Origin of the sequence: Segatella copri (genome assembly GCF_015074785.1) — a bacterium.
GTDB lineage: Bacteria > Bacteroidota > Bacteroidia > Bacteroidales > Bacteroidaceae > Prevotella.
In genome coordinates this window covers 2105001-2117897 of the sequence record NZ_CP042464.1, presented here as the reverse complement: position 1 = coordinate 2117897, position 12897 = coordinate 2105001, and the positions used below count along the sequence as shown (strand labels likewise).

General features: G+C 49.3%; 4 protein-coding genes, 2 tRNA genes, 2 rRNA genes and 1 pseudogene (1 of these 9 cut by a window edge). 8 read left to right on the top strand and 1 reads right to left on the bottom strand.

Annotated elements, in window-relative coordinates:
- Positions 1-178: 178 nt before the first annotated feature.
- From asnB to FO447_RS09150, 3 genes are read left to right on the top strand one after another with little or no spacing between them, the layout of a single operon-like run.
- Entirely contained in the window at positions 179-1966 is a 1788-nt protein-coding gene (gene asnB / locus FO447_RS09160) for an asparagine synthase B (protein ID WP_200756108.1), read from the top strand.
- A 59-nt stretch (positions 1967-2025) separates the two neighbouring features.
- Positions 2026-6549 carry a glutamate synthase large subunit gene (gltB, locus tag FO447_RS09155; protein WP_200756107.1) on the top strand — a complete coding sequence of 1508 codons (4524 nt, stop codon included), beginning with the start codon at positions 2026-2028 and terminating at the stop codon, positions 6547-6549.
- A 19-nt stretch (positions 6550-6568) separates the two neighbouring features.
- Positions 6569-7912 (top strand): glutamate synthase subunit beta, encoded by a 1344-nt coding sequence (locus FO447_RS09150; RefSeq protein WP_200756106.1) that lies wholly within the window; start codon positions 6569-6571, stop codon positions 7910-7912.
- 38 nt (positions 7913-7950) lie between these two features.
- Here FO447_RS09150 and FO447_RS09145 read toward each other — a convergent pair whose 3' ends face one another.
- Positions 7951-8184 carry a hypothetical protein gene (locus tag FO447_RS09145; RefSeq protein ID WP_200756105.1) on the bottom strand — a complete coding sequence of 78 codons (234 nt, stop codon included), beginning with the start codon at positions 8182-8184 and terminating at the stop codon, positions 7951-7953.
- A gap of 42 nt (positions 8185-8226) precedes the next feature.
- Between FO447_RS09145 and FO447_RS09140 the strand changes: the two are divergent.
- The 5 genes and pseudogenes from FO447_RS09140 to FO447_RS09120 all read left to right on the top strand — a co-directional run.
- Positions 8227-8837: pseudogene (locus tag FO447_RS09140) on the top strand (glycoside hydrolase family 43 protein); the annotation flags it as partial.
- Between the two features lie 635 nt (positions 8838-9472).
- Positions 9473-11004, top strand: a 16S ribosomal RNA gene (locus tag FO447_RS09135).
- A 131-nt stretch (positions 11005-11135) separates the two neighbouring features.
- Positions 11136-11209, top strand: a tRNA-Ile gene (locus tag FO447_RS09130).
- 19 nt (positions 11210-11228) lie between these two features.
- Positions 11229-11302, top strand: a tRNA-Ala gene (locus FO447_RS09125).
- Between the two features lie 226 nt (positions 11303-11528).
- Positions 11529-12897, top strand: a 23S ribosomal RNA gene (locus FO447_RS09120); it runs 1529 nt beyond the window's last position.
- The 16S and 23S rRNA genes sit together here with 2 tRNA genes alongside, the layout of an rRNA operon.

Below are 12897 nucleotides of genomic sequence, written 5' to 3'. Positions count from 1 at the left end.
TAGTTATGTGTAAAAATGTAATTGTGTCTCTTTTCTCAAGACAAAAGGTAACGAAAATCTTTGGCATATTGTCAAAAAGTAGTAATTTTGCACCCGAAACATAGCAAAATGATATTGAAAGCGAGTTTCTGATAAGAATTAGAGTTATAAATAACCGTAAAAGAAAGGAAAAGATATTATGTGTGGAATCGTATCTATCTTCAATATTCAGGAGCAAACTCCTGAATTGCGACAGCAAGCGCTTCGTATGAGCCAGAAGATCCGTCATCGCGGACCAGACTGGAGCGGCATCTATTGTGGTGGTTCTGCTATCCTGGCACATGAGCGTCTGAGTATTGTTGACCCTGAAAGTGGTCGCCAACCTTTGTTTGCACCAGATAAGAAACAGGTGCTTGCCGTAAACGGTGAGATTTATAATCATCAGAATATCCGTGCCCGTTTTGCCGGCAAATACCAGTATCAGACCGGTTCCGACTGTGAGGTGATTCTTTCTCTCTATCGTGAGATGCGAGCAGATTCCGACTTTGATACCTTAATATATAAAGGTGAGGATGCGCTCCACGCCCGTATCTCCAAGATGCTTGAAGAGCTGAACGGTATCTTTGCCTTCGCCCTTTACGATGCTGAGCGTGATGAGTTCCTCATTGCCCGCGACCCTATCGGCGTAATTCCTCTTTATATCGGTTATGATAAAGATGGAAAGGTGCTGGTGGCAAGTGAGTTGAAGGCATTGGAAGGTCAGTGCGACCACTATGAGCCATTCCTCCCAGGTCATTATTATTATAGCAAGAATCCTGGCATGAAGCGTTACTATACCCGCGATTGGTTTGAGTATGCTGCCATGCAGAAAAAATATCAGATTGATGATAAAAAGAAGGCAGAAGCCCAGCTGAAGGATGCGGAACCTCAGGAAGAGGCAGCCGTGAAGGAGATTCACGATGCCCTGGAGTCTTCTGTGAAGCGCCAGCTGATGAGTGATGTGCCTTACGGCGTATTGCTGAGCGGCGGTCTTGATTCTTCTGTCATCTCTGCCGTAGCCGAGAAATATTCTTCTACCCGTGTGGAGAACGGTGGCGAGACCAAGGCCTACTGGCCACGTCTGCACTCCTTCGCCGTAGGTTTGAAGGGTGCGCCTGATTTGGCAAAGGCACGACTGGTAGCCGAGCACATCGGAACCGTGCATCACGAAATCAACTACACCATCCAGGAAGGATTGGATGCCATCCGTGATGTCATCTACTTCATCGAGACCTACGATGTAACCACCGTGCGTGCCTCTACCCCGATGTATCTGCTGGCGAGAGTCATCCGCAGCATGGGTATCAAGATGGTGCTTTCGGGCGAGGGCGCCGACGAGGTGTTCGGAGGCTATCTCTACTTCCACAAGGCACCTGACGCCAAGGCTTTCCATGAGGAAACCGTACGCAAGCTCGGCAAACTCTATCTTTATGATTGCTTGAGAGCCAATAAGAGTCTGGCTGCATGGGGCATTGAAGGCCGTGTGCCTTTCCTGGACAAGGAGTTCCTGGATGTAGCGATGGGCATGAACCCGGTATTGAAGATGTGTCCGGACAAGACCATCGAGAAGAAGGTGGTTCGTGAGGCTTTCGCCGATCTGCTTCCTGAAGAAGTGGCATGGCGACAGAAGGAGCAGTTCTCCGATGGTGTGGGCTATTCATGGATTGACACCCTGAAGCAGATTACCGCATCTGCCGTAAGCGATGAGCAGATGGCGCATGCTGCCGAGCGATTCCCTATCAATCCTCCACAGAACAAGGAGGAGTACTATTATCGCTCTATCTTTGCCGAGCACTTCCCAAGTGACAGTGCTGCCAAGAGTGTTCCTAGTGTTCCGAGTGTGGCATGCTCTACAGCCGAAGCCCTTGCCTGGGATGCCTCTTTCAAGAACCAGAACGACCCTAGCGGCAGAGCCGTGGCGGGTGTTCATGAACAGGCGTATAAATAGTCAACATAAAATGATGATATATAGATAGTTATAAATAACCGATATAAAACGAACAAGAAATGGAAAAAGGATTGTACAGTTCAGCCTATGAGCACGATGCGTGTGGCGTAGGTATGGTGGTGAATATCCACGGTAACAAGAGTCATGAGCTGGTCGATAACGCCTTGAAGGTCCTCGAGAATATGCGCCATCGTGGTGCAGAGGGTGCTGATAACAAGACGGGCGACGGTGCCGGTATCATGCTCCAGATTCCACATGAGTTTATTCTTCTTCAGGGTATCCCAGTGCCTGAGAAGGGAAAATACGGAACGGGTCTCGTCTTCTTGCCTAAGGATGAGAAGAAACAGCAGGATATCCTCTCTATCATGATTGAGGAAATTGAGCGCGAGGGATTGCAGCTGATGCATCTCCGCAATGTGCCTACCAACCCTGACTGTCTGGGTGAGGCTGCATTGAGCAACGAACCTGCCATCAAGCAGGTGTTCATTACAGGCGTTACCGATGATAAGGTACCTGTCTTTGAGCGCACCCTCTATCTCATCCGTAAGCGTATCGAGAAACGAATCAGTGATCCTGATTTCTATATCTGTTCGTTGTCTAATTCGAACATCGTATATAAGGGTATGTTGAGCAGCCTCCAGCTGCGTCAGTACTATCCTGACTTGACCAATAATTATTTTACAAGCGGTTTGGCATTGGTTCACTCCCGCTTCTCTACCAACACCTTCCCTACATGGAGTCTGGCTCAGCCATTCCGTCTCCTTGCCCACAATGGTGAGATCAACACCATCCGTGGTAACCGTGCCTGGATGAAGGCTCGTGAGAGTGTGTTGAGCAGCGAGGCTTTGGGCGATATCCGTGAGATTTCTCCTATCGTTCAGCCTGATATGAGTGACTCGGCAAGTCTCGACAATGTATTCGAGTTCTTCGTAATGAGCGGTCTGTCATTGCCTCATGCCATGGCTGTGATGGTGCCAGAGAGCTTCAACGACAAGAACCCTATCTCTGAGGATCTGAAGGCATTCTATGAGTACCACTCTATCCTGATGGAGCCATGGGATGGTCCTGCCGCCCTGCTCTTCAGCGATGGCCGTTATGCCGGTGGTATGCTCGATAGAAATGGTCTGCGTCCTGCCCGCTATACCATCACCAAGAACGATATGATGGTAGTCGCATCTGAGGTAGGTGTGATGGATTTCGAACCTACCGAGATTGCCGAGAAGGGACGCTTGCAGCCTGGTAAGATTCTCTTGATTGATACCCAGGAAGGCAAGATTTACTATGATGGCGAAATCAAGGAGCGCCTGGCTGAGCAGCATCCTTACCGCCAGTGGCTGAATACCAACCGTATTGAACTGGAAAAGCTGCGCAGCGGACGTAAGGTGGAAAACGCTGTGGAAAACCTCACTCGCAAGGAATTGGAATTCGGTTTTGGCGAGGAAGATATCGATGGTACCATCATTCCGATGGCTACCAAGGGTCAGGAGCCTACTGCATCTATGGGTAATGATACCCCACTTGCCGTGCTCTCAGACCAGCCACAGATTTTCTTCAACTACTTCCGTCAGCAGTTTGCTCAGGTTACCAACCCTGCCATCGACTCTATCCGTGAGAACCTTGTGATGAGTCTTACCGAGTATATCGGTAGAGTAGGTTCCGGCATCCTGAACCCAGACGAAAGCAACTGCAAGATGGTTCGTCTGCCACATCCTATCCTGACCAATACCCAGTTGGATATCCTTCAGAATATCCGCTACAAGGGCTTCAATACCGTAAAGCTCCACATGCTCTTCGAAACCGCCAAGGGCGAAGAAGGACTGCATGAGGCATTGGATGAACTCTGTAAGCAGGCTGCCCAGAGCGTGGATGATGGTTACAACTACATCATCTTGAGCGACCGTGGCGTGGATGAGACCCATGCCGCCATCCCATCTCTGCTCGCCGTGAGCGCCGTACATCATTATCTGATTGATGCTGGCAAGCGTGTGCAGACTGCCCTCATCGTTGAGAGCGGTGAGATTCGTGAGGTGATGCACGCAGCCCTGTTGTTGGGTTACGGTGCATCAGCCCTCTGTCCATACCTGACATACGCCATCCTCGACGACCTTGTAAAGAAGGGAAAGATTCAGGAGGATTACCATACAGCCGAGCAGAACTACATCAAGGCTGTGAAGAAGGGCTTGTTCAAGATTATGGCTAAGATGGGTATCTCTACCATCCGAAGCTATCGTGGTGCCAAGATTTTCGAGAGCATCGGTTTGAGCGAAAGCCTCCTGAAGAGCTATTTCGGAACAGAGGTGAGCACTATCGGTGGTATCGGACTCGAGACCATCGCCCGTGATGCCATCCGTCTGCACGACAAGGCATTCGAGACCAAGAAGCTCGACTTCCTGCCAAGTCTCGGACAGTTCCACTACCGCAAGGATGGTATCAAGCACGCTTGGAACCCAGAGACCATCGCTACCCTGCAGCTCGCAACCCGCAAGGGCGATTACGATCTCTTCAAGAAATATACACATCTCGTTGACGATAAGCAGGAGCCTATCTTCATCCGCGACTTCTTCGGTTTCCGCAAGAATCCTATCTCTATAGATAAGGTGGAGCCGGTAGAGGAAATCGTCAAGCACTTCGTTACCGGTGCGATGAGTTTCGGTGCCCTCTCCAAGGAGGCTCACGAGGCAATGGCACTCGCCATGAACGCCCTCGGCGCTCGAAGCAATACCGGTGAAGGTGGTGAGGATAACGAGCGATTCCATTCTACACAGGATGGCATCAGCCTCTCCAGTAAGACCAAGCAGGTTGCTTCCGGTCGATTTGGTGTGACAACAGAATATTTGGTAAATGCAGAGGAAATCCAGATCAAGGTGGCACAGGGTGCTAAACCGGGTGAGGGTGGTCAGTTGCCTGGCTTCAAGGTCAACGAGGTCATCGCCAAGACCCGTCACTCTATCCCTGGCATCAGTCTGATTTCTCCTCCACCTCATCACGATATCTACAGTATCGAGGATTTGGCTCAGCTCATCTTCGACCTCAAGAATGTGAACCCTAAGGCGGCTATCTCCGTGAAGTTGGTAGCTGAGAGTGGTGTGGGTACCATCGCTGCCGGTGTGGCTAAGGCGAAGGCTGACCTCATCGTTATCTCTGGTGCTGAGGGTGGTACAGGTGCCAGCCCTGCATCCAGCATGCGTTTCGCAGGTATCTCTCCTGAAATTGGACTTTCTGAAACCCAGCAGACTCTTGTGAAGAATGGTCTTCGTGGTCAGGTTCGTCTGCAGGTGGATGGTCAGTTGAAGAGCGGTCGTGACATCATCCTGATGGCTCTGCTCGGTGCTGAGGAATTCAGTTTCGGTACGGCAGCCCTCATCGTTTTGGGTTGTGTCATGATGCGTAAGTGTAACCTGAATACCTGTCCTATGGGTGTTGCTACACAGGATCCTAAGCTCCGTGCGCACTTCCGTGGTAGCTACAAGTACCTCATCAACTACTTCCGCTTCCTCGCCGAGGAGGTTCGTGAGTATCTGGCTGAGATGGGTTACACCTCATTGAACGATATCATCGGTCATACCGAGCTCATCGTCCGCAAGAAGGATGAGGAGATTGTTCCTACCGAGGGTGCTGATGCCTTAGAGCCAGAGGTGGCTAAGAGCATCGAGGAGAAGGCAGACTTGCTCGACTTCTCTCGCTTGCTGCATCGTGAAACAGGTCATTGCTCGCTCTATCATACTACCGAGCAGATTCATGACCTCGACAATGTACTCGACCAGCAGATTATCCGTGGTGCACAGCGTGCCATCGAGAACCAAGAAGAAGTGAACCTCGACTTTGCCATCAAGAATACTGATCGTGCTGCCGGTGCGATGCTGAGCGGTATGATTGCCGAGAAATATGGTGAGGCTGGTCTTCCAGACAAGACCGTGAACGTGAAGTTCAAGGGTTCTGCAGGTCAGAGCTTCGGTGCCTTCCTGGTCAATGGAGTGGATTTCAAGCTCGAGGGTGAGACCAATGACTATTTTGCCAAGGGACTTTCAGGAGGTCGTATTTCCATCCTTCCTCCTATCCGCAGCAACTTCTCTGCCGAGGATAACATCATCGCCGGTAACACCGGATTGTATGGTGCTACAAGCGGTGAGTTGTATATCAATGGTAAGGTAGGCGAGCGCTTTGGTGTTCGTAACTCCGGTGCCATCGCCGTGATTGAGGGTGCTGGTGACCACTGCTGTGAGTATATGACGGGCGGTAGAGTAGTAGTGCTCGGTGAAACCGGCCGTAACTTCGCCGCTGGTATGAGTGGTGGTGTTGCCTACGTATGGGATAAGAACCACAACTTCGATTACTTCTGTAACATGGATATGGTGGAGATCAACCTCGTGGAGGACAGCACCTATCGCAAGGAGTTGCACGAGCTGATTCGTCAGCATTATCTCTACACCGGCAGTAAGCTTGCCCGTACCATGCTCGACGACTGGAACCACTATGTAGAGGATTTCATCCAGGTAGTGCCAATCGAGTACAAGCGAGTTCTCCAGGAGGAGCAGGTAAAGAAGTTACAGCAGAAGATTGCGGATATGCAGCGAGATTACTAATTTTAACATTAGAAAAAAGATGGGAAATCCAAAAGCATTTTTGACTATACCTCGCAAGGAAGCAGGTTATAGACCAATTCACGATAGAATCCTCGACTTTAGCGAGGTAGAACAGACATTGAATAGCAACGATCGCCGACAGCAGGCTTCACGTTGCATGGATTGTGGTGTGCCTTTCTGCCACTGGGCTTGTCCGCTGGGCAACAAGGCACCGGAGTGGAATGATGCCCTCTACAAGGGCGACTGGGAGCAGGCTTACCGCCTCCTAAATTCCACCAACGACTTCCCTGAGTTCACAGGACGCATCTGTCCTGCACTCTGCGAGAAGGCGTGTGTATTGAATCTCATGGATCATGAGCCAACCACCAACCGTGAGGATGAGTGTGCCATCGTGGAGCACGCCTTCTCTGAGGATTATGTACATGTTGAGATTCCTGAGCGTAATGGCAAGACGGTGGCTGTCATCGGTGCCGGTCCTGCGGGATTGGTAGCTGCCAACCAGTTGAACCATAAGGGATATAAGGTAACAGTATTCGAGGCGCGTGAGAATGCCGGTGGTCTGTTGCGTTATGGTATTCCTAACTTCAAACTCAACAAGAGCATCATCGACCGCCGTCTTCGTCTTCTCGAAGAAGAGGGCATCGAGTTCAGATACAATCAGCAGATTGATGTTACCAAGTTGCCAGAAGGCTTCGATGCCTATGTGGTATCTACGGGTACTCCTACTGCCCGCGACCTGAAGATTCCAGGACGAGAATTGAAGGGTGTTTATTTCGCCCTCGAACTCCTCTCTCAGCAGAACCGAATCCTTGCTGGCATGGAGTTCTCTAAGGATGAACTGGTCAACTGCAAGGGCAAGGATGTCTTGGTTATCGGTGGTGGTGATACAGGTTCCGACTGTATCGGTACGGCTCATCGTCAGGGTTGCAAGAGTGTAACTCAGATTGAGATCATGCCTAAGCCAGTAGAGGGGCCTGAGGATCCTAAGAATCCTTGGCCAAACTGGCCTCGCACACTGAAAACTACATCCAGTCATGAGGAAGGATGTACACGTCGCTGGAACATCAACTCATTGGAGTTCCTCGGCAAGAATGGAAAGTTGACGGGTGTGAAGGTTCAGCCTATCGATTGGAAGCCAAACCCAGAGGGCGGTCGTCCGTTGATGGTAGAGGCTGGTGAGTCGGAGATTATCAAGGCAGAGGCTGTATTCCTAGCAATGGGCTTTCTGAAGCCACGGCAGCCTGAATTTGCCGAGAATGTATTCGTGGCAGGCGATGCAGCAAGCGGTGCCTCTTTGGTAGTACGCGCCATGGCAAGCGGCAGAAAGATTGCTGCCCAGGTAGATAAGTTCCTGAACAAATAAATCGGTTATTTTTAACTATAAGTGTAGGGAGGTTGACCTCAGTGATGAGGTTTTCCTCCCTTTTTCCTTCCTTCCTTTTGCCTTCCTTCCTTTTTCCTTTCCTCCCTCTCCTTTGTCTTCTGTTCCGTCCCCCTTCTGCCCCCGTTCCAGGCGATTCCATCGCCTGTCCCATGAATAATAATCAATAAAAAAAGACCATTATTCGTGAATTCTCCCCATATTTCCCTTAATAATTTGGCATTCCCGAATATAAAGTATAAATTTGCACTCAAAAACTTCAGCTAATAATAATTAAACTAAGGAAATAACAGAAAATGAAAAAGAAATTATTAGCTGTTCTCTTGGCGTTGGCAGCCTCTATGCCAATGACTGCACAGAATCTTGTAAAGGGAAATTATGGTTATCTCTATTGTCATATGAGCGATAAGGGGGGTGGACTGCCTACGCTATTTCCCGTGATGGTTACAACTATCAGGACATCAATGGCGGCAACCCTATCTTCAATCCAGAAGAGCATGCCCGCATTAAAGGCGGAACCCGTGATGCCTACATCACCCGCATGTACAATGGCAAGGGTTACATCATGGTTTCCACCGATATGTGCGTTCGCAAGAGCCACAAGTGGGATAACCATGGTATCGATCTCCTGAAGAGTAAGGATTTGACGAACTGGACCAGCGTTACCTTCGATTTTCGCAAGGGCATGCAGAACTTCTGCGATGCTGCCACAGCTACATCTCCTTATAAGGATTGGAGCACCATCAACCGTGTATGGCACCTCAGATCTTTTAAGACATTCACCAAACTCACCACTCCTAAGCTACTCTTCGACTGGGGCTATGCTACCATCGATGCCGATATCAATTTTTTGAAGAGCGATGGTCTCTACCACATGCTCATCAAGAAAGAGGGTGGAAAGAGTGGTAAAAACTATTGAAATGGAATCAAGAATTAAAAAATATAGAAAAATAAGTGGATTTATTGTTAAGTGCATAGCTGGATAGAATGTTTAGGGGGATGCTTGTGTAGGTTTAGATAAGATAAAAAATATGTTATTGCGCGCGTACATTATGATAAAGAAGGAAAATTCGTATGCATGTCTCTCTATTCTACATGCTCCTAGTAAAATCTATCACAGGTGTATTTCCTAATTTGATATGTAGTTTTTATTTAGTCCTTTAAAATAGGCAGAAATAGCTTCTAAAATGGGTTTATTTGTTTATAGATGTTAAAATACAGCTAAAATATCAACTTTTTTACGAAAAGATTTGGTGGAATGAAAAATAGTTAGTACTTTTGCACTCGCTTTTGAGAAATATGGTTTCTCTTAGCAACTAAAGAAAGAGTTCTTTGAAAGATTTTACATAAACAGACAAGTAGTACAAGAAACGGTTAACTTCTTAGAAATAAGAAAGTTGACTGGGTAAAAGAAACGAACCGTCAAGCAATTGACAAGTCAGGTTTACTAAGCTTCAATAAACGAAAAGGATATTCGTCCTAAGTACAGACAACAAACACCGATTGCTTCAGCAATGAGGCAAGAAGTAAAAATGATATTTTACAATGGAGAGTTTGATCCTGGCTCAGGATGAACGCTAGCTACAGGCTTAACACATGCAAGTCGAGGGGAAACGACATCGAAAGCTTGCTTTTGATGGGCGTCGACCGGCGCACGGGTGAGTAACGCGTATCCAACCTGCCCACCACTTGGGGATAACCTTGCGAAAGTAAGACTAATACCCAATGACGTCTCTAGAAGACATCTGAAAGAGATTAAAGATTTATCGGTGATGGATGGGGATGCGTCTGATTAGCTTGTTGGCGGGGTAACGGCCCACCAAGGCGACGATCAGTAGGGGTTCTGAGAGGAAGGTCCCCCACATTGGAACTGAGACACGGTCCAAACTCCTACGGGAGGCAGCAGTGAGGAATATTGGTCAATGGGCGAGAGCCTGAACCAGCCAAGTAGCGTGCAGGATGACGGCCCTATGGGTTGTAAACTGCTTTTATAAGGGAATAAAGTGAGTCTCGTGAGACTTTTTGCATGTACCTTATGAATAAGGACCGGCTAATTCCGTGCCAGCAGCCGCGGTAATACGGAAGGTCCGGGCGTTATCCGGATTTATTGGGTTTAAAGGGAGCGTAGGCCGGAGATTAAGCGTGTTGTGAAATGTAGACGCTCAACGTCTGCACTGCAGCGCGAACTGGTTTCCTTGAGTACGCACAAAGTGGGCGGAATTCGTGGTGTAGCGGTGAAATGCTTAGATATCACGAAGAACTCCGATTGCGAAGGCAGCTCACTGGAGCGCAACTGACGCTGAAGCTCGAAAGTGCGGGTATCGAACAGGATTAGATACCCTGGTAGTCCGCACGGTAAACGATGGATGCCCGCTGTTGGTCTGAATAGGTCAGCGGCCAAGCGAAAGCATTAAGCATCCCACCTGGGGAGTACGCCGGCAACGGTGAAACTCAAAGGAATTGACGGGGGCCCGCACAAGCGGAGGAACATGTGGTTTAATTCGATGATACGCGAGGAACCTTACCCGGGCTTGAATTGCAGAGGAAGGATTTGGAGACAATGACGCCCTTCGGGGCCTCTGTGAAGGTGCTGCATGGTTGTCGTCAGCTCGTGCCGTGAGGTGTCGGCTTAAGTGCCATAACGAGCGCAACCCCTCTCCTTAGTTGCCATCAGGTTAAGCTGGGCACTCTGGGGACACTGCCACCGTAAGGTGTGAGGAAGGTGGGGATGACGTCAAATCAGCACGGCCCTTACGTCCGGGGCTACACACGTGTTACAATGGCAGGTACAGAGAGACGGTCCCTTGCAAAACGGATCAAATCCTTAAAGCCTGTCTCAGTTCGGACTGGGGTCTGCAACCCGACCCCACGAAGCTGGATTCGCTAGTAATCGCGCATCAGCCATGGCGCGGTGAATACGTTCCCGGGCCTTGTACACACCGCCCGTCAAGCCATGAAAGCCGGGGGCGCCTAAAGTCCGTGACCGTAAGGAGCGGCCTAGGGCGAAACTGGTAATTGGGGCTAAGTCGTAACAAGGTAGCCGTACCGGAAGGTGCGGCTGGAACACCTCCTTTCTGGAGAGACGAATTTCCTATGAAGATATAGGAATCTGATTAAAAGTTCGCTTCTCTTCTTGTACGCACCATCTGTTTAATTAAATAAGAGATAGAGAATGTTCGGCAGAGATGCTACTCTTTACCAACACAGTCCTATAGCTCAGTTGGTTAGAGCGCCACACTGATAATGTGGAGGTCGGCAGTTCAAATCTGCCTGGGACTACTTCTTTACTTCTCGATTTGGGGGATTAGCTCAGTTGGCTAGAGCACCTGCTTTGCAAGCAGGGGGTCAACGGTTCGAATCCGTTATTCTCCACTACAGTGGGAATTTTTAGGATAGGCGACTGCAAGGAGCCAATCATAAAAACTTCACCACGAGAAGATCTTTGACATATTGACACAAGCAAAACTGTAAGTAATGAACTTTAGTTCAGACTAAAGTAAATCAAATCGCAAGATGAGATTTCACTTTGTTAGAATACAGCTGAAAGTATGAGCTACTTATTCGCTGTCAGGTTAAACTGATAGCAAATACAGTCGTAAAGAAAGTAAGAAAGGGCGTATGGCGGATGCCTAGGCTCACGGAGGCGATGAAGGACGTGATAAGCTGCGATAAGCTTCGGGTAGGTGCAAATAACCCTTGATCCGGAGATTTCCGAATGGGACAACCTAGCCGTCTGAAGGACGGTTACTCTTACCAATGTAAGAGAGCTAACGCAGGGAACTGAAACATCTTAGTACCTGCAGGAAGAGAAAATAAATGAATGATTCCCCCAGTAGTGGCGAGCGAACGGGGAACAGCCCAAACCGTTGACGTCGCAAGGCGCCAGCGGGGTTGTAGGACCGCGACATTGTACTGAAATGGTGAGTGGAAGTATCTGGAAAGTTACATCACAGAAGGTGATAATCCTGTACACGAAGCCAGATCAGGCATAGCGGTATCCTGAGTAACGCGGGACACGAGGAATCCTGCGCGAATCTGCCGGGACCATCCGGTAAGGCTAAATACTCCCGTGAGACCGATAGCGAACGAGTACTGTGAAGGAAAGGTGAAAAGAACCCCGAGCAGGGGAGTGAAATAGTTCCTGAAACCATACGCCTACAAGCGGTCGGAGCATCGCAAGATGTGACGGCGTGCCTTTTGCATAATGATCCTACGAGTTACCGTCACTGGCGAGGTTGAGTGTCATGAGACACGTAGCCGCAGTGAAAGCGAGCCTGAACAGGGCGCACAGTCAGTGGGGGTAGACGCGAAACCAAGTGATCTACACTTGGCCAGGATGAAGTCCCGGTAACACGGGATGGAGGTCCGCACCAATAAGCGTTGAAAAGCTTCTGGATGAGCCGAGTGTAGGAGTGAAAGGCCAATCAAACTTGGAGATAGCTCGTACTCCCCGAAAGGCATTTAGGTGCCGCGTCGGATGGTCACCGTGAGAGGTAGAGCGACCGATAGGACAAGAGGGCTTCACCGCCTATCGAGTCCTGACGAACTCCGAATGCTCACGGTTTGCAGTCCGGCAGTAAGGGGGCGGGTGCTAAGGTCCGTCCCCGAGAGGAGAAGAATCCAGACCGCCGTCTAAGGTCCCGGAGTTCTGCCTGAGTTAGTCTAACGAAGTCTGGTCCCTATGACAGCTAGGATGTTGGCTTGGAAGCAGCCATTCATTCAAAGAGTGCGTAACAGCTCACTAGTCGAGGGTCCGGGCATGGATAATAATCGGGTATAAGGCAGACACCGAAGGCGCGGGATAGCAATTATAAAAGTATCGGTAGGGGAGCATACTCACAGCGTCGAATGGTGTACGTAAGTTATCCTGGAGCGGTGAGTAAAGCAAATGTAGGAATAAGTAACGATAAGGAGGGTTAGATTCCCTCCCGCTGTAAGACCAAGGTTTCCCGGGCAATGCCAATCAG

Excerpts from the sequence above, each read along its gene's own strand:
- FO447_RS09150 (WP_200756106.1), top strand. The coding sequence starts at position 6,569 with ATGGGAAATCCAAAAGCATTTTTGACTATACCTCGCAAGGAAGCAGGT.
- gltB (WP_200756107.1), top strand. The coding sequence starts at position 2,026 with ATGGAAAAAGGATTGTACAGTTCAGCCTATGAGCACGATGCGTGTGGC.
- asnB (WP_200756108.1), top strand. The coding sequence starts at position 179 with ATGTGTGGAATCGTATCTATCTTCAATATTCAGGAGCAAACTCCTGAA.